12 protein-coding genes and 3 tRNA genes are annotated in these 18,481 nt (G+C 53.8%); 7 read left to right on the top strand and 8 right to left on the bottom strand.

What is annotated here, in order from left to right:
- Positions 1 to 7: 7 nt before the first annotated feature.
- Genes amiB through nnr form a run of 3 tightly spaced genes read right to left on the bottom strand, consistent with a single transcriptional unit; the run spans position 8 to position 3,342 of the window.
- On the bottom strand, positions 8 to 1,351 hold the full coding sequence (gene amiB, locus WFK85_RS15340) for an N-acetylmuramoyl-L-alanine amidase AmiB (RefSeq protein WP_336708817.1): 1,344 nt from the start codon (positions 1,349 to 1,351) through the stop codon (positions 8 to 10).
- Positions 1,352 to 1,364: 13 nt separating this feature from the next.
- Positions 1,365 to 1,826, bottom strand: coding sequence for a tRNA (adenosine(37)-N6)-threonylcarbamoyltransferase complex ATPase subunit type 1 TsaE (gene tsaE, locus WFK85_RS15335; RefSeq protein ID WP_008453617.1), 462 nt, complete (start codon positions 1,824 to 1,826; stop codon positions 1,365 to 1,367).
- A gap of 4 nt (positions 1,827 to 1,830) precedes the next feature.
- On the bottom strand, positions 1,831 to 3,342 hold the full coding sequence (gene nnr, locus WFK85_RS15330; protein ID WP_336708815.1) for a bifunctional ADP-dependent NAD(P)H-hydrate dehydratase/NAD(P)H-hydrate epimerase: 1,512 nt from the start codon (positions 3,340 to 3,342) through the stop codon (positions 1,831 to 1,833).
- On the opposite strand from nnr, the gene queG reads away from it, so the two are divergent.
- Positions 3,341 to 4,480 (top strand): tRNA epoxyqueuosine(34) reductase QueG, encoded by a 1,140-nt coding sequence (queG, locus tag WFK85_RS15325; protein ID WP_336708813.1) that lies wholly within the window; start codon positions 3,341 to 3,343, stop codon positions 4,478 to 4,480. The two genes, nnr and queG, sit on opposite strands and share 2 nt — an antisense overlap.
- Before the next feature lie 272 nt (positions 4,481 to 4,752).
- Here the strand turns inward: queG and WFK85_RS15320 are convergent.
- The 4 genes from WFK85_RS15320 to orn form a co-directional block, all read right to left on the bottom strand.
- Positions 4,753 to 4,828, bottom strand: a tRNA-Gly gene (locus WFK85_RS15320).
- Positions 4,829 to 4,864: 36 nt separating this feature from the next.
- Positions 4,865 to 4,940, bottom strand: a tRNA-Gly gene (locus WFK85_RS15315).
- A gap of 37 nt (positions 4,941 to 4,977) precedes the next feature.
- Positions 4,978 to 5,053 (bottom strand) — tRNA-Gly (locus WFK85_RS15310).
- A 185-nt stretch (positions 5,054 to 5,238) separates the two neighbouring features.
- Positions 5,239 to 5,784, bottom strand: a complete 546-nt coding sequence (orn, locus tag WFK85_RS15305) for an oligoribonuclease (protein ID WP_336708812.1) — start codon at positions 5,782 to 5,784, stop codon at positions 5,239 to 5,241.
- A 113-nt stretch (positions 5,785 to 5,897) separates the two neighbouring features.
- Between orn and rsgA the strand changes: the two genes are divergently transcribed.
- From rsgA to mscM, 3 genes are all read left to right on the top strand, one after another.
- Entirely contained in the window at positions 5,898 to 6,953 is a 1,056-nt protein-coding gene (rsgA, locus tag WFK85_RS15300; RefSeq protein WP_205246434.1) for a small ribosomal subunit biogenesis GTPase RsgA, read from the top strand.
- A 77-nt stretch (positions 6,954 to 7,030) separates the two neighbouring features.
- Positions 7,031 to 7,990 carry an archaetidylserine decarboxylase gene (gene asd / locus WFK85_RS15295; RefSeq protein WP_166993290.1) on the top strand — a complete coding sequence of 320 codons (960 nt, stop codon included), beginning with the start codon at positions 7,031 to 7,033 and terminating at the stop codon, positions 7,988 to 7,990.
- 145 nt (positions 7,991 to 8,135) lie between these two features.
- On the top strand, positions 8,136 to 11,474 hold the full coding sequence (mscM, locus tag WFK85_RS15290; protein WP_336708809.1) for a miniconductance mechanosensitive channel MscM: 3,339 nt from the start codon (positions 8,136 to 8,138) through the stop codon (positions 11,472 to 11,474).
- A 46-nt stretch (positions 11,475 to 11,520) separates the two neighbouring features.
- On the opposite strand, the gene WFK85_RS15285 is transcribed toward mscM, so the two are convergent.
- A complete protein-coding gene (locus tag WFK85_RS15285; protein ID WP_008453630.1) occupies positions 11,521 to 12,411 on the bottom strand; it encodes a LysR family transcriptional regulator in 891 nt (296 codons plus the stop codon).
- A gap of 105 nt (positions 12,412 to 12,516) precedes the next feature.
- Here WFK85_RS15285 and WFK85_RS15280 point away from each other — a divergent pair, with 105 nt between their 5' ends.
- From WFK85_RS15280 to WFK85_RS15270, 3 genes are all read left to right on the top strand, one after another.
- On the top strand, positions 12,517 to 13,218 hold the full coding sequence (locus WFK85_RS15280; protein ID WP_166993284.1) for a pirin family protein: 702 nt from the start codon (positions 12,517 to 12,519) through the stop codon (positions 13,216 to 13,218).
- Positions 13,219 to 14,391: 1,173 nt separating this feature from the next.
- Positions 14,392 to 17,031, top strand: a complete 2,640-nt coding sequence (locus WFK85_RS15275) for a glycosyltransferase (RefSeq protein ID WP_336708806.1) — start codon at positions 14,392 to 14,394, stop codon at positions 17,029 to 17,031.
- A complete protein-coding gene (locus WFK85_RS15270) occupies positions 17,031 to 18,479 on the top strand; it encodes a radical SAM protein (RefSeq protein WP_008453637.1) in 1,449 nt (482 codons plus the stop codon). The genes WFK85_RS15275 and WFK85_RS15270 overlap by 1 nt, the downstream gene beginning before the upstream one ends.
- Positions 18,480 to 18,481: the final 2 nt, after the last annotated feature.

The raw sequence follows: 18,481 nt of genomic DNA, 5'->3' as shown, positions 1-18,481 counted from the left end.
TATCTCCTTAGTTGGTCACCGCGACCTGCTGCGGCGAACCCAGTTGGCTACGGGCAGTTTGCTCATTCGATGGAGCAGACTGCAGCGGGTGCTCGCGGAAATAGTTACGCAGCCCCTCATAAATGGCCTGAGCTATTTGCTGCTGGTAAGAGTCGCTGCCAAGCAAGCGCTCTTCGGAACTGTTGCTGATGAAGCCCGTTTCAACCAACAGAGAAGGAATATCCGGTGAACGCAGCACGCCCAGGCTCGCGTGTTCCGGGCGGCGCTTATGCAAAGAGCCTACGCGCTGCAGCTGAGCCAGCACTTTGGTCGCGACATCATACCCGACGCGCTGAGAATGACCGAACTGCAAATCCAGCACAGCCTGGCTCAGGTAGGGGTCGGCCTGGCTATTTGCCAGCACATCTCCCGCGCCGCCCAGCAACTCAGATTGTTTCTCGTGCTGCTCCAGCCAGCCCGCCATTTCACTGTTTGCACGGCGGTTAGAAAGCACCCAGACGGATGCGCCAGTGGCATCGCGATTCGGCGCTGCATCCGCATGAATGGACACAAGCAGGTTTGCATTCTGCTTACGTGCTACATCTGAACGCCCCATGACCGAGATAAAATAATCCCCATCACGGGTCAGTACGCCACGGAACATCGGGTCATCATTCAGCAGGGCTTTCAGCTTCCGCGCGATAGAAATAGTGACGTTCTTTTCCTGCGTGCCGCCGGGGCCAATCGCACCGGGATCCTGACCGCCGTGACCGGCATCAATGGCGACCACAACGGTATCCGACGGGCCACTGTTTTTTGCACGAGCCGCCGGGCGAGTCACGGTATTAGAACCTATAACGCCGGTGACCTGCTGAGGCTTAAAGGGATTACGGGCAGGATCTGGAGCCTGAACGGGGGCAACGGGTTCAACGCGCTTAGCCACAACCGGCGGCGGTGGTGGAGGTGGAGGTGGAGGTGGAGGTGCATCAGCGTTGATTGTAAAGATAACGGTATAGTTGGCACCGTTTTGCTGTTTCACCGCGCGGGTTTTACCAGGCTGGGTTAAATCGACGACCAGGCGCAAAGATTGATCGTCTTTTGGCTGTCCGGCGCTAATGCTTTTCACCAGATTACTGCCGCTAAACTGCAAAGGCAGTCCGCGAATCACGCCGGTTTGTTTGATATCCAGCGCAACGCTTCGCTTATTATCCTGTGAAAAAGTGTATTCCGGGTCGCCCATAAAACTAAAAGTGATACGTGCCTGATTTTCACCGTTGGAAACCTGAATATCAGACAGCGCCGCCGCCCCCGCTTGTGCACAGCACAGCAGCAGGAATCCAGCCATCAACCAACCTTTCACGCGATAGATCATCCCGTCATCCTTGCTATTTGGCTAACCGCGCCAGTAACGCTTCACCAGATGAGGAAACGGCGGCAATGCGCGCTTCGCGACCTTGCGCCTCGTAGCTCAGGTGAATTTCGACATCCGGGTCCGGGAGCACACCTGTCCCCTGCTGCGGCCATTCCACCAGGCAAATTGCGTCGTTGGTGAAATAGTCACGGATCCCCATAAATTCAAGCTCTTCGGGGTCTGCCAGACGATACAAGTCAAAGTGATAAACCATCAGGTTATCAAGCTGATATGGCTCAACTAATGTATAGGTTGGGCTTTTAACGTTGCCCTTGTGCCCCAGGGCCTGTAAAAAACCACGGCTAAAGGTGGTTTTGCCCGCGCCGAGGTCACCATAAAGGTAAATCACCGTCGCGCCCTCACAGGCCTGTGCCAGGCGTTCACCCAACGCTAACGTTGCCGCTTCTTCAGGTAATGCAATAACTCGATTCATCATGGCTTCAGGTATTCAAATCCGGGTTAACAAACAGGTAAAGCGTTGAAAGCAGGTCGCTTGCCAGCATGCCGCGCATGCCTCGCTGGCGAGCTAAAACATCAGCCGCCGCGCCGTGGGCCACGCAGCCTGCACAGGCAGCATCATAAGGGGTAAGCTTCTGTGCCAGCAATGCGGCAATGATCCCCGACAGCACATCCCCCATTCCACCGCTTCCCATCCCGGCATTGCCAACGTCGATAACGCCCAGCCGATCGTGGCTGGCAACCAGCGTGCCGGCACCTTTTAAGACCACGGTTCCGCCATAACGTTTGACCAAACGCCTTACTGCAAGTAAGCGGTCACTCTCAATTTGTGACACAGCGCAATTTAGCAGCCGTGCCGCTTCGCCGGGATGAGGCGTAATCACGCGATTCTGACGTTTATCCGGGTTGATTGCCAGAAGGTTAAGCGCGTCCGCATCCCAAAGCATCGGTTTACGGCTGTTTTCGACTTTCTGCAGCGCTTTCTTGCCCCATTCCTGCTGCCCAAGCCCTGGCCCAATGGCCACCACATCCGCCCATTCCAGAGCCTCATCAAGCGATTGTGGCGTCAGCTCATGAACCATTAACTCAGGGCAAGCGGTAAGCAGTGGCGCAACGTTTTCAGCACGAGTAAGTACCCGAACAAGACCCGCGCCTGCACGAAGCGAAGCTTCGCCGGCCATACGAATGGCTCCGGCAGTGCCGCTGTCGCCACCAATCAGTACCAGCCGCCCGTTATCCCCTTTATGCGAAGTCGGCCGCCTCGGTTTAATCCACCCGGCAAGCTGCTGAACATCAAACCGGGAAATGGGCGCGATCTGCCTTTCGAGCCAGGGTTCAAGCCCCAGAGCGGCATAGTGCAATCTACCAACCACATCTCGCGCCTTCCCTGTGAGTAAACCTGGTTTGAGTGCGATAAACGTCACCGTATCCGCCGCCTGAACCACCGTGCCGGGCACAGCGCCCGTTTCTGCCAGCAGACCAGAAGGAATATCCAACGCAACAACCGGTGCAGGGTGATCGTTTATATGCTCAATCAGTTGAGCAATACCTTCACGCGGCGCGCTACTTAAGCCAATGCCCAGCAAGGCATCAATAATCAAATCAACGTCTGCGGGCCAGATTTTATCGGGATCGTGCGGAACGCCGCCCGCATTAAGCCACGCTTCACGCGCCTGAGCGGCTTCTTCGGGCAAGGGCTTATCGCTTTCTACCGCCAGCAACGTTGTCTGAAAACCAGCCGCCTGCGCCAGCCGGGCAACGACATACCCGTCTCCGCCGTTATTTCCGTGCCCACAGACAATCAGCCAGTGGCGAGCGTCAGGATAACGCGTGCGGGCAATCTGAAATGCCGCTTCACCGGCACGCTGCATCAGTTCATAAAGCGTAATGCCCAGGCTATCGGCGGCGTCTTTTTCAGCATTACGCAGCCAGTCTGCCGGCCAGACCGAATGTGGTATACTTTTGACGTACTTTTTCAGGTTATGGTCCGTCATGTCACAGCCCCTCGATTACAATCAGTTAGCGCAAAGCATTAAACAATGGGGCAAAGATCTTGGCTTCCAGCAGGTCGGTATTACCGATACCGATCTCACCGCCAGCGAGCCGCAGCTGCAGGAATGGCTCGACAAGCAATATCACGGTGAAATGGACTGGATGGCCCGGCACGGCATGATGCGCGCGCGCCCACACGAACTGGTGCCCGGTACGCTTAGGGTCATTAGCGTTCGCATGAATTACCTTCCAACCAACGCCGCCTTCGCCTCAACGCTGAAAAACCCGCAGCTAGGTTACGTCAGCCGCTACGCGCTGGGCCGTGATTACCATAAAGTCTTGCGTAACCGCTTAAAAAAGCTGGGGGAAATGATTCAGTCCCATTGCTCCACGCTGAATTTTAGACCTTTTGTTGACTCCGCGCCGCTTCTTGAGCGCCCCCTGGCCGAAAAAGCCGGGCTGGGCTGGACAGGTAAGCACTCACTAACCCTTAATCGCGAGTCGGGTTCGTTCTTCTTCCTCGGCGAATTGCTGGTCGACATTCCGCTGCCGATTGATTCCCCCGTTGAGGAGGGCTGCGGCCGCTGTGTAGCCTGCATGACCCTTTGCCCGACCAACGCCATCGTCGAGCCCTACACGGTGGACGCAAGACGGTGTATTTCCTATCTGACCATAGAACTTGAAGGTGCAATCCCGGAAGAATTCCGGCCGCTTATCGGCAACCGCATCTACGGCTGCGATGACTGCCAGCTAATCTGCCCGTGGAACCGCTACTCGCAGCTTAGCGAAGAAGATGACTTCAGCCCTCGTAAAGCACTCCATTCTCCGCCGTTGATCGAGCTGTTTGCCTGGAGTGAGCAGCACTTCCTGCGCGTGACCGAAGGCTCAGCGATCCGTCGCATTGGCCACCTTCGCTGGCTGCGTAATATCGCCGTTGCGCTGGGCAACGCGCCCTGGGATGAGGCGAATCTGGCCGCGCTTGAACAGAGACAAGGTGAGCACCCACTTCTGGATGAGCACATTGAATGGGCGATTGCGCAACAATTAGCCAGACGAAGCGAGCAGGCCGTTGAGGTTCAGTTACCGAAGAAACAGCGTCTGGTGAGGGTGATTGAGAAAGGGCTTCCGCGCGACGCGTGATATGTCCACAGCGTGTGCATAACATTCAAAAACACGTTGTCATTCAAGTGTCAAAATTTCTGCAAGCATTACATTAATATTTCGACACTAAATTAATACCTTAATTATCAATGCATTAAAATATTGGTGTAATAAATATTACATTTGTAGAAGATGCGAGGAACGACAGAAGGCTGTGGATAAGTCTGTTCATAGTTGTATTGCAAGACAGCAAAATACCATCCGCGACGCTTGCTGGACGCTGTGGATAATTTATGCTTGAAAGGAAAATTTGGAGCGGGAAACGAGACTCGAACTCGCGACCCCGACCTTGGCAAGGTCGTGCTCTACCAACTGAGCTATTCCCGCTTGGGTGGTGCGTGGCTGTAAAAGCCAATCAAATTTTGGAGCGGGAAACGAGACTCGAACTCGCGACCCCGACCTTGGCAAGGTCGTGCTCTACCAACTGAGCTATTCCCGCTTGGGTGGTGCATGGCTGTAAAAGCCAAATCAAATTTTGGAGCGGGAAACGAGACTCGAACTCGCGACCCCGACCTTGGCAAGGTCGTGCTCTACCAACTGAGCTATTCCCGCTCTGTGTAACGCTGCAAATTCTGCATCGGTACGGGAGGCGCATTATACGAGAATTCGTTTTTGTCGCAAGCCCTCAAGCGTTTTTTTTCGCGATTTTCGTCTGACTGCTGGTTAAATCGCCATGATGATTATTTTATCGTCGTCTTTGGCTATTTTCCCCTCACCTTTCGGCAAGGGGACTGTTTTTAAAGCTTAATAAAATTCTCGCGATAGTAAGCCAGTTCCGCTACGGACTCGCGAATATCGTCCATCGCCTGGTGGGTCCCCTGTTTTTTAAAGCCGGGCAGAATTTCTGGCTTCCAGCGGCGCGCCAGCTCTTTCAACGTGCTCACGTCGAGGTATCGATAATGGAAGTAGGCTTCCAGCTCAGGCATATACTTAAACAAGAAGCGACGATCCTGCCCGATGCTGTTCCCACAAATCGGGGATGTATTCGCAGGTACCCACTGTTTCAGGAATTCCAGCGTTGCCAGCTCCGCCGCACGATCGTCATGCTGACTTGCCTTCACGCGCTCAACCAGCCCGCTTGCAGTATGGGTGCGAACGTTCCAGTCATCCATTAACGCCAGCTGTGCATCAGACTGATGTACCGCGATGGTTGGCCCTTCTGCCAGAATGTTCAGGTTGGCATCGGTCACCAGGGTAGCAATCTCAATAATGCGATCCCGCTCGGGATCCAGACCGGTCATTTCTAAATCAATCCAAATCAGATTGTTTTCGTTTCCACTCATGCTATTTTCCACCCTTCTTGTGCGTCGCCCACCCTTGACGATGGGTTAATTCGTATAAAATAGTGTGTATCATAGAGGTTTTGCCCACCAGGGGCGACCAGGAGCCAGTACGCTTGAGCAAAAATAAACTCTCCAAAGGACAGCAGCGCCGCGTCAACGCGAACCACCAGCGTCGTCTTACAAAAACCGTGGAGAAAGCCGACTATGACGATGCCCAGTTTGGTGAACCGCGCGAAGGCACGGTCATCAGCCGCTTTGGCCAGCATGCGGACGTCGAGTCGCATGAAGGCACGGTACATCGCTGCAACATTCGTCGCACCATTCGTTCGCTGGTTACCGGCGACAAGGTAGTCTGGCGCCTGGCGAAAGAGGCCGCCGAAGGCGTCTCGAAAAAAGGGATTGTGGAGGCCGTGCATGAGCGTACCTCCGTTCTGACCCGCCCAGACTTTTACGACGGCGTAAAACCGATTGCGGCCAACATAGATCAAATCATCATCGTTTCGGCCATCCTGCCGGAGCTGTCGCTGAATATCATCGACCGCTATCTCGTCGCCTGCGAAACCCTCGACGTTGAGCCGCTGCTGGTGCTGAACAAAACCGATCTGCTGGACGATGAAGGCCGGGCCTTCGTTAACGAGCAGATGGATATCTACCGCAAAATTGGCTATCGCGTGCTGATGGTTTCCAGCTACAAAGCGGAAGGGCTTAAAGAGCTTGAAGCCGAGCTCGTGGGCCGCATCAGCATCTTTGCGGGTCAGTCCGGCGTAGGCAAATCAAGCCTGCTGAATCACCTGTTAGGCTTCACCGATAAGCAAATTCTGGTGAATGACGTTTCCGACGTTTCCGGGCTTGGCCAGCATACCACCACGGCTTCTCGACTTTATCACTTCCCTGGCGGCGGTGATGTCATTGATTCCCCCGGCGTACGTGAGTTTGGCCTCTGGCACCTCGAGCATGAACAAATCACCCACGGGTTTGTCGAATTCCATGATTATTTAGGCCGTTGTAAATACCGCGACTGCCGTCACGACAACGATCCAGGCTGTGCCCTGCGAGAAGCCGTGGAACAAGGCCAGATCGCTGAAACACGTTTCGAAAACTACCACCGTATTCTGGAAAGCATGGCGCAGGTAAAAACGCGTAAAAGCTTTTCTGATACGGACAACTGACAATTAAGCTGGGCGTCGCTAGAATCGCCCCTTTTCTGTATCGGCCCACATAGAGGGCATTTAGCCAGGAGGCTATTTTGTTAGACAACATTAAACTTTCGCTGCAGTACATTCTGCCAAAACTGTGGCTGACTCGCCTGGCGGGCTGGGGCGCAAGCAAACGTGCTGGCTGGCTGACCAAACTGGTCATCGATCTGTTCGTCAAATACTACAAAGTCGACATGAATGAGGCGCAGAAGCCGGACACCGCCGCTTACCGCACCTTCAATGACTTTTTTGTGCGCCCGCTGCGCGACGACGTGCGCCCGGTAAATACCGATCCTAACGTGCTAGTGATGCCGGCCGACGGTGTGATCAGCCAGTTGGGCAACATCGAAGAAGATAAAATCCTGCAGGCAAAAGGCCATAACTACAGCCTGGAAGCGCTGCTGGCAGGTAACTACCTGATGGCCGACCTGTTCCGCAACGGCAGCTTCGTCACAACTTATCTTTCACCTCGCGACTACCACCGCGTGCACATGCCGTGTAACGGCATTCTGCGTGAAATGATCTATGTTCCGGGTGACCTTTTCTCTGTCAATCACCTGACGGCGCAAAACGTCCCGAACCTATTTGCCCGTAATGAACGCGTGATCTGCCTGTTCGACACCGAGTTTGGCCCAATGGCGCAAATTCTGGTTGGTGCTACCATTGTTGGCAGCATTGAAACCGTTTGGGCTGGCACCATTACGCCACCACGTGAAGGCGTGATTAAACGCTGGACATGGCCTGCAGGCGAAAGTGAAGGCGCCGTTGCACTGCTTAAGGGCCAGGAAATGGGTCGCTTCAAGCTGGGCTCGACGGTGATTAACCTCTTTGCACCGGGTAAAGTAAACCTGGCAGAGCAGCTGAAAAACCTGTCCGTCACCAAAATCGGCGAAGTGCTGGCTGTCTCAAGCGAACCCGTCATTGAGCCTGAAGTTCCGGTGAGCGAAATCCCTGCCGAGGTGCTGGACACCAAAGCAGACGAACCCGAAGCGCCAAAAACCGCAGAATAACGTCTAAAATCAGGCGACCGGTCACCCCGGAGCCTGCAAGCTCACAGCACTTAACCACGAAAATCAACCCATTGATTTTCTGCTAAAACATCCAAGAGGGAGACATGGTTTTCCCTCTTTCCCAGCAACGTTATAGGTAACTGACGTGCGCCTGATTATCACGTTCCTGATGGCCTGGTGCCTCAGCCTGGGGGCATACGCAGCGACAGCCCCCGATGCAAAACAAATCTCGCAAGAACTGGAGCAGGCTAAGGCCGCCAAAAACACGCCTAACCAGGCAGAAATTGTTGAAGCACTCCAGTCGGCACTGAATGCGCTGGACGAGCGTAAAGCCTCGCTCGAACGCGCCGAACAATACCAACAAGTCATTGATAATTTCCCTAAACTGTCGCAAACCCTGCGTAAGCAACTGACCAACCTGCGCGATGAACCCGAGGAAGTTTCCCCGGGCATGAGCAGCGACGCGCTGAACCAGGAGATCCTGCAGGTCAGCAGCCAGCTTCTGGACAAAAGCCGCCTTGCTCAGCAGGAACAGGAAAGAACCCGGGACATCAGCGATTCGTTAAGCCAGCTGCCTCAGCAGCAAACGGATGCGCGCCGCCAGCTGAACGATATCGAGCGCCGCGCCGGTTCCCAGCAAAGCGGCAGTACCCCGCTCGCCCAGGCCCAGCACTTCCTGCTGCAGGCCGAATCCGCACGCCTGAAAGCGCAGGTTGATGAACTCGAACTGGCGCAGCTTTCCGCTAACAACCGCCAGGAGCTTTCGCGCATGCGCGCCGAACTGGCGCAGAAGCAAAGCACCCAGCTGGATGCCTATCTCCAGGCGTTGAGAAATCAGCTCAATAGCCAGCGCCAACGTGAGGCGGAACAGGCGCTGGAAAGCACCGAACTGCTGGCGGAAACCAGCGCTAACCTGCCGCCGGAAATCGTCGAGCAGTTCAAAAATAACCGCGAGCTTTCCCAGGCACTCAATCAGCAAGCTCAGCGTATGGACCTGGTCGCCTCTCAGCAGCGGCAGGCTAATAACCAGACGCTGGAGGTCCGCCAGGCGTTGAATACGCTCCGCGAGCAGTCCCAGTGGCTCGGCGTTTCCAACGTGCTGGGTGAAGCGCTTCGTGCCCAGGTCGCCCGGCTGCCGGACATGCCCAAACCGCAGCAACTGGATACCGAGCTGGCTCAGCTGCGCGTAGAGCGCCTGCACTATGAAGATTTGCTCAATAAGCATGCTCAACTGCGACAGGTTCGCCAGGCAGACGGCAGCCCGTTAACGCCGGAACAAAATAAGATCCTGCAGGCCCAGCTTCGCACCCAGCGAGAGCTGCTGAATTCGCTGTTGCAGGGCGGCGATACCCTGATCCTTGAACTCACCAAGCTGAAAGTGGCCAACAGCCAGCTGGAAGATGCCCTGAAAGAGGTGAACGAGGCGACCCACCGCTACCTGTTCTGGACATCGGACGTCAGCCCAATCGGCATCAGTTGGCCGCTGGAAATCGTTCAGGATCTGCGGCGTCTGGTCTCGCTGGATACCTTCAGTCAGTTGGGGAAGGCCGCGATCATGATGGTGACCAGCAAAGAGACGCTGCTGCCGCTCTTTGGTGCGCTGATTCTGGTCGGGTTTAGCATTAGCTCGCGCCGACACTTCACCGCCTTCCTGGAGCGCTCCAGCGCCAAAGTCGGCAAAGTGACCCAGGATCACTTCCGCCTGACGCTGCGCACCGTGTTCTGGTCGATTCTGGTCGCCTCTCCGCTTCCCGTACTGTGGGCGACGCTCGGCTATGGTTTGCAGGAGGCATGGCCTTACCCTATCGCCGTGGCGATTGGCGACGGTGTAACCGCCACGGTTCCCCTGCTTTGGGGGGTGATGATCTGTGCAACCTTCGCCCGCCCTACCGGGCTGTTTGTGGTGCATTTCGGCTGGCCGCGCGAGCGCGTAGGCCGGGCCATGCGCTACTACATCATGAGCATCGGCCTGATTGTGCCGCTGATCATGGCGCTGATTATGTTCGATAACCTCAACGACAGAGAGTTTTCTGCCTCTCTGGGCAGGCTTTGCTTCATCATGATTTGCGGCGCGCTGGCTATCGTCACGCTTAGCCTTAAGCGCGCCGGGCTGCCGCTCTACCTCGACAAACAGGGCGATGGCGACAACATCGTCAATACCATTCTTTGGAACCTGCTGCTTTGCGCACCGCTGATGGCCATTCTGGCGGCTGTCGTCGGCTATCTGGCGACGGCTCAGGCGCTACTGGCGCGGCTGGAAACCTCGGTGGCTATCTGGTTCCTGCTGCTGGTGATTTATCACATTATTCGCCGTTGGATGCTGATTCAGCGCCGCCGTCTGGCCTTTGATCGTGCCAAACACCGCCGGGCTGAAATCCTGGCCCAGCGAGCGCGTGGCGAAGAAGAGACGGCGCATGCCAACAGCACTGAAGGATCGGCCGAAACCGTGGACGAACCGGAAGTCGATCTGGATACCATCAGCGCCCAGTCCCTGCGCCTGGTTCGCTCGATTCTGACGCTGATCGCCCTGCTGTCGGTGATCGTTCTGTGGTCGGAAATCCACTCGGCGTTTGGCTTCCTCGGCAACATTACTCTGTGGGATGTCACCTCCACGGTTCAGGGTGTGGAAAGCATCGAGCCGATTACGCTTGGTGCGGTACTGATTGCCATTCTGGTGCTGATTATTACCACCCAACTGGTGCGTAACCTGCCCGCGCTGCTGGAGCTGGCGATTCTCCAGCACCTGAACTTAACCCCCGGCACCGGCTATGCGATCACAACCATCACGAAGTACCTGCTGCTGCTGATTGGCGGCCTGGTTGGCTTCTCGATGGTGGGGATTGAATGGTCCAAACTGCAGTGGCTGGTGGCGGCGCTCAGCGTAGGCTTAGGTTTCGGTTTACAGCAAATCTTTGCCAACTTCGTCTCCGGCCTGATTATTCTGTTCGAGAAGCCGATACGCATCGGCGACACGGTCACCATCCGCGATCTGACGGGCACCATCACGCGAATTAACACCCGCGCGACAACCATCAGCGACTGGGACCGCAAAGAAATCATCGTGCCGAATCAGGCCTTTATTACCGAACAGTTCATCAACTGGTCGCTTTCGGACTCGGTCACGCGCGTGGTACTCACTATTCCTGCTCCGTCAGAAGCAAATACGGAAGAGGTCACCCAGATCCTGCTGGAAGCCGCACACCGCTGCACGCTGGTGCTCGATACGCCAGCGCCGGAAGCCTTCCTGGTTGATCTCCAGCAAGGTATCCAGATGTTCGAACTGCGTATTCACGCGGCGGAAATGGGCCACCGAATGCCGCTGCGCCACGAAATCCACCAGCTGATTCTGCAGGGCTTCCGCGAGCACAACATCGAGATGCCGTTCCCACCGTTCCAGATGCGTCTGGAGAGCCTCGGCGGGCAACGTAGCAGTAAGACGATTAAATCCGCGGGCAGAGCCGCCAGAACGCCTGGCAGCCTGTAATTTCAAGGAAGGGCAAAACGCGTTGGCAAAAAACCAACGCGTTTTTTTATTTCAGCAGTTTAGGCAGTTCACGCAGGCACCAGGCTTTGGCCTCGCCCATGCTGTCGCGCCGCCACGCCATGATGATATCAATCTCGTTGGTATATTCCGGGCTAACCACCCGCAGGCGACCTTCGGCAATATCCTGCTCAACCAGCGGATACGGCATCGTCGCCACGCCAAGCCCGGCCAGCAGCGCCAGCCGCTTCTCTTCGATAGAGCTCACCGTCAGGCGCGGCTGTTTATCCAACAGACGTACCGTTAACACCGGCCTTTCACGGGCGGTATCGGCCACCGCCACGCCACGATACTTCACGCGGGTCACCTCAGAAAGAGGCTCCGGCTCCTGATGAATCGGGTGATCCGGCGCGGCAACATAAACGCTCATCACTTTGTAAAGCTTGCGGGAGTTAATCTCCGAGGAACTGCGGAAGTGCATATCCGGCGCGATAACAATATCCGCCCTGCCCTGCTCCAGGCGCTCCCAGGCCCCGGCCAGTACTTCGGTGAAAATAGATAATTGGGTGTCAGCTTTATCGGCCAGCTTATCCACCAGCGGGAACAGTTTTTCCGTCGGCACCAGCGCTTCGGTGACGATGGTCAGGTTTGCCTCCCAGCCCCGCGCCAACGCTTCCGCGTCAGTGGTCAACTTATCCGCCGCTTCGAGCAGCACGCGCCCTCGTTCCAGCAGCATACGCCCCACGTTGGTAAATTTGGTGCGGTGGCCGGATCGGTCAAACAGCACCACATCTAACTCTTCTTCCAGTTTTTGCATGGTGTAGCTGAGCGCGGACGGTACACGTCCCAGCTCGTCGGCCGCAGCGGCAAAGCTCCCGCGCCTGTCAATCGCATCCATGACCCTTAACGCTTCCAGCGTCAACGCCCTTTCTTTCGCCATTTCGTTCTCATTCAGGAAATTTGAACATACCGAGCAGATTAACTGGCTAACAATGCAGCGTCCAGACCCTTAACATGGGTTTAGTGTAAAGAGAGGTCAAGAATTATGATTACGACAAGAACAGCCAAACAGTGTGGTAAAGCTGACTACGGATGGCTGCAGGCTCGCTACACCTTTTCTTTTGGACACTACTTCGACCCGAAACTGCTGGGCTACGCCTCTCTGCGCGTGCTCAACCAGGAAGTTCTGGCCCCTGGAGCCTCGTTTCAACCGCGCGGCTACCCGAAAGTAGACATCCTCAACCTGATTCTGGAAGGGGAAGCGGAATACCGCGACAGCGACGGCAACCATATCCAGGCCAGCGCCGGTGAGGTCCTGCTGCTTTCCACCCAGCCGGGGATCAGCTATAGCGAGCACAACCTCAGCAAAGACAAATCGCTGACGCGTATGCAGCTGTGGCTGGATGCCTGCCCGGATCGTGAAAATCCGCTGGTACAAAAGATCCCGTTAGCGGGAACATCTCATCAGCTGATTGCCTCGCCGGATGGCAGCAATCATAGCCTGCAGCTCCGCCAGCAGGTGTGGATCCACCATATTGAGATGCAAAAGGGCGAGCAGCTAAGCTTCCAGCTTCATGGCCCACGGGCCTATCTGCAGTCAATTCACGGCACGGTGCATGCGGTGACGCCATCAGAAGAGAAAGAAGCGCTCACATGCGGCGATGGCGCGTTTATTCGTGATGAGGCGAATATCACCCTGGTCGCCGATACGCCGCTGCGCGGCCTGCTGATCGACTTACCGATCTAACCTACCGCCTGCCTCTTTCGTCCTGAAAGGGGCAGCATCCTTCTATCCCTGGGCATTTCTCCGCAAAATTCATTCTGTAGAAAACCGCCTCGTCCAGGACACAGGCCGCATACGGCCAAATATTGCCATGCCTACGAATAACATCCCCGATATATTCTCGTTGGTTTTGGTGCTTTATTACTTTGGTTAATGCTCACTTGCATGGTCGGCGCAACCGCTAACTCGTTCAAATATTTCGATAAATCATCATTCAATCTTGCAATCAGCGCGCGCGTAGACTACCAGTTCAGCTTCTGTAAAAGCCCCATATAGTAAGTAAATATTTAAGGGCTGCGTTTCCTCTAGCCCTTACTATTTATCATGACTTAAATAATAACCTAATATTTATAATGAGTTACGAATACCTGGTGTGAGTTTTACTCTTCCCATACCAAAGTTAAGGGTTCGGTATACCTGAGAGCGCTCTTTTATTAGGGTAAAGAGGAAAATCGCGTTACATATTTCTTAATATGTAAACTCTGTGACGCTCAAAATAAAAGACTCGGAATGAGTAAATTCGCGGCGCCTTGGGAACATTCCCAATCATGACTAAAGTTTCAAAACAAACATCTCAACGCTAACACAACTCCTTATTTAAAAGGTCTAAAATGAATATTAACTTTAGACTGGTTATTAAAAATTCCGGTTTAAAAACAAAATAAGAATGTGTGATAACGCTCACCAACTGGAACGTTCCCGCTTTACGGAAAAAAAAGGAGACGTTTAAGATTGACCTCTCTTTTGAACCACTCTGGAAAGCCAACAAACATCAATAAAAAAATCAAATACTGATAATTAAAAATCAGAAAATCGCCAGAGTATAAATCCGGGAAACGAATAAAACCGGCGAACGCGCTCGGCCTAAAAATAAATATAAATATTACATTGATAAACGCCACTGCGTTTAGCTATCCCGCAAGCTAATTCTTGCAGGCACTTTGATACATACAGCACTTGAAAGTCAGCACCGGCACGGCTGCTGACGATGTTTTCTGATTTTGCCGGTTCCGAATGACTTCGGGCGTTATCGAAAGCGCAGTCATTCAGGATGTATCAATTGCTTACAACAAATAAGCGTAGCAGTTTCGCTTCAAAGGGGTAGTTGCCATGGACGTTTATGGTCAAAGATATGCCATGTTTATCTCTTTTGATGCTGTTGCCGTCTCAGGTATTACGGTGGAAGCATTAAAAGTCTCTCAAAGCCTTAAGCAAAAAGGTATCAACTCTTATCTCGATCTTGGGTATGACATTAAAGTTGACAAAGGCAATTTTAATAAACCTTACGATCATGAGCTCGAAATTTATCGCGATGCTTTTACCTTAACGCGCATCAGTGGGATTACATCTGTACCTCATTACTCCCCAGAGTTTATTGAAAAAGCACACGCCGTACTTATCAGTGAAAGGCTTTCTGTTTCATTTGAAGAAAAAGCAGAAATAATCCGCGCCGTTGAATATTCTTCCCAAAGTCTGGCCGAAAGAATTTTACTTCAATGGGAACAGCTTCGAATTTGCACCGTGATTGTCGAAAACGGCACGCTGCCAGAGAATATAATTTATACCCGCGCACTTTATCTCGCTATAGAACAATACGGCCACCGTCACCAGTTAGGAAATTTTGTTATCTGGCGCGATCACGACCTCATGTGGAACAGCGAGAAAAATATCATGAAGTATGGTTTACCGCCGTACAACCATGCCATTAAACCGATCAAATCCCCTTTTATTAGCTACGTAACGCTGAATAACGATCTCAAAGAAAAGCTGGAACACTGGTGCCAACGGGAAGTCGATATTCACGTAGTAAAAAATACCTACAGCTTTACCGGCCAACAGGCGCTGAAAAACATTCGGTCATCCCTGGATATTTCCGCCGATGACATAGTCATTGCCCGAACGACGCGCATCATTCCGCAGAAGCGCCTGGACCGTGACGTGCTGCTGGTACAACGCCTTAACCACCTGTTCAGAAAGCACAATATTGATAAAACCGTCTGGCTTTTGATCGCCGGCGATACCCGTGAGCACGCCACGCATGCAGGCGAGCTGGAGCAACTGGCACAGGAGCTGGACATTAAGCCCTATGTGAAGTTTCTTGGCCCGCTGCACCATAACTTCATGCCCAAAAGCCAGGGAAAAATCACCATCGAGGATCTCTACCATTCCTGTGACCTGGTGTCGTTCCTGACCTCATGGGACTACGACAGCTACGGTAACCCCATTGGGGAGGCGATCAGCAGCCAGCGCTGCTACATCACCACCCGCTACGAATATTACCCGGAAGTCTACGGCCAGCACGGCTTTGAAGCCCCAGTGATGCCTATTTCAGACGGACAAGACGGCCTGCCTGACGAAGCCTTCATCAACGAAGTCTTTTTACTGCTTACCAATAAACCTGAAATGGATCGTATAGCCGCGAAGAACTTCGCCATCGGCAAAAACATCCTTTCTAACAACGTGATGGACATTCTGAATATCACCGCCCTAGGAGTAGATATGCGCGATAACATTTTCGTCTCGGTAGTGCTGCCTGTTTACAATGAAAGCGACCGAATTGATGAAGTTTTAGCCTCATTATTTGGCCAACAAACGCAAGGCCGATTGGTAACCCATGACGCTTATGAAGTGATCATCGTGGATAACAATTCCCGCGACGATTCCGTGGCAAAGATAAACCTCTTCAAAGAAAAACATCCGGCGATGGATGTGCACATTATTCAAGAGAAGATTCAGGGTGTCTCATCGGCCCGTAAATGCGGTATGGATTACGCCGCCCTGCGCTCAAGGGCGCGTGATGCCCGGCTGGGCAAAAGCAATAAACACTATATTGTCTCCGCCGATGCCGACTGCACCGTGGATCCTTACTGGCTGCATACCCTGATAGAAAAAATGATTGCCGACGACGGCGATCTCGGGACCTGCAATTACTATTACGACCGCGAAGCATTCCAGCAGCGCCCCAATCTTTTCCGTGAAATCCAAAAAACCCTGCGCTGCCGCGACGTTTCGTTCTCGCTGTTTGGCGGCTTTCCGGATGGCAAAGGCTTCGCTGTTGAGCGAGGCCTGTACGAAAAAATTGGTGGCATCGAGATCTTCTACCAGTTGGAAAAAGGACGCTTCGTAGAACACCTTTCCGACGACTGGGATTTCGGCATCAAGATCATCGCCTGCGGCGGCAAGCCTGTTTACGCCAAAGAATCCTTTGTGGAAATCAACAGCCGCCGCGTGGACACCATTATTGACGATGTGATCAGCGGCATCGCCTACGGCAGCGACGGCATCATCATCATGAAAGATGTGCGCCCGGACGTCTCAATCCAAAAAAACACGCTGATTGACCTCACCGAAGAGCAGGCCCGGCAGGGTTGGGAATACTCCATCAAAGACTACATCCCGAAAAACATCGTTCTTCCAGCCTTGCTGAATCCGCACATCTTGCTGGAGAACGAGCGGGTACGTGCCTTTTTCTCACCGCAGGTTGCAGAGCGGCTTTACCAGCGCATTCACGCCATTAAGCATGAAATGAGCATCATCGACTTTAAGCCGATCCATAGCTACAAAACGCCAGCCTACCGGCTCTATTTCGAGTTCCGCCACGAGATATTCACCGCGCTGCGCAACGCCGTCGGGGAGGACATTGGCTTTGCACCACCGCTTCCGGCCTGCTTTGACAACGTCGCGGAAAAAGATTTCGAACGCTTTGTCTGGTACTTCTGTGAAGATCGCGAGTCCGGTGAAGCCCACAACTACTTTGCCAACGGAGGTGTTTTCTGATGAATACCGAAGCTCTCGCGTCATTAAAAGATCTCGACCCGGCCTATCCGGTTCCGGCAGTTTACGGTTTCCTCTCTCAGCCGGAGAACGAGGCTTTTCTGGACTACGTCCATAAAGATCCTTTTGGCTGCCATGTTTTTCCCGGTGACATTGAGCACTACCCGCTGGCGTCGTTCTTTGCCGATATGGAGCACGACATTCGGGCTGCGAAACAGATCCATCTGTGGGCCTATATCCCCACCTGCCGCTACCGCTGCCACTTCTGCCAGTATCCAACGGTGATTCTCAACCCGAAATCGCCTTCGGCGGAAGGCGTCTTCCGGGATCTGGTGGACTACAACATCAAAGAAGCGAAGATGTGGCTGGAAAAAGTACCGAGCCTGTCAAAAGCGGAAATTGGAGAATTCAATATCTTTGGCGGCACGCCTTCCCTGCTCCCGGAGCCGGAACTGCGTCGGTTGATGGACTTCTATTACACCCACTTTAATTTCTCGGCGGCAACGCTTCGCTTTGAAGGCGAACCTGGGACATTAAACCGCGAATACATCGGCATTCTGAAAGAGCTGGGCTTCAGCAAAATCAGCTTCGGCACCCAATCTTTTAACGACGCCATTATTGCCGCCTGTGGCCGACAGCACACCGCCGACGAGTGTGAAGAAACCATACGCAGCGCGCGGGAACAGGGCATTGACTGGGTCAGCGTCGATCTTATCTACGGCATGCTGGGTCAAACCGTGGATGACGTGAAGTACGACATGGAGCGCACCCTGGCGCTGGATCTCTCCCACGTCGTCTGCACCAAGCTGCACATGGAAGAGTTCATGAAAACGCGCACCGGCGTATCCGGCGAACGTGAAAGCCTGTGGCAGAAAAAAGGGCTGATCAACATGAACAACATGACGTTCCCTGGGCTGGGCAAGCAATATCAAATGCGCGAGCTGGTCGAGAAATACCTCACCGAGGGCTATCGCGAACACCCCACGATGTATTTCCACCAGAATCACCTGGAAGCGGAAAAGTGGAAAGGGCTGATCACCGATCTGGACAAGCAGTATCCCGAGGTCGCCATCGGCCTGGGCGGCAGTTCGAAATGCACCCGCGCCGAAGCCATCAACATCACCGGCTATAAGCAATACAAGCAGTTCCTCGATGAAGGCCGCCTGCCTATCGAAGAAAGCCACGGTATTTCACCGGAACAGCGCGAAGTTAACGCCTTCAAAATGGCCCTCTCCACGCTCATTCCGGTTGACGATACCGTGTTCGCGACACGCTTCAACGGCAACAGCTTTTTTGAAAACCGCATCATCAAACCAACGCTGGAAAAGCTGCAGGCAAAAGAACTCGTGGTGATTGATCAAGGCGTGGTCACGCTGACGCCCATCGGCGTCACGCTGGTTGAAGCCATCATTAACACCCAATTCATCTCAGCCGACGCAGAACAGGAGTAACT

Origin of the sequence: Cedecea sp. VD22 (assembly GCF_037150195.1) — a bacterium.
Taxonomy (GTDB): Bacteria; Pseudomonadota; Gammaproteobacteria; order Enterobacterales; family Enterobacteriaceae; genus Cedecea.
This window is presented reverse-complemented; position numbering and strand designations above follow the sequence as displayed.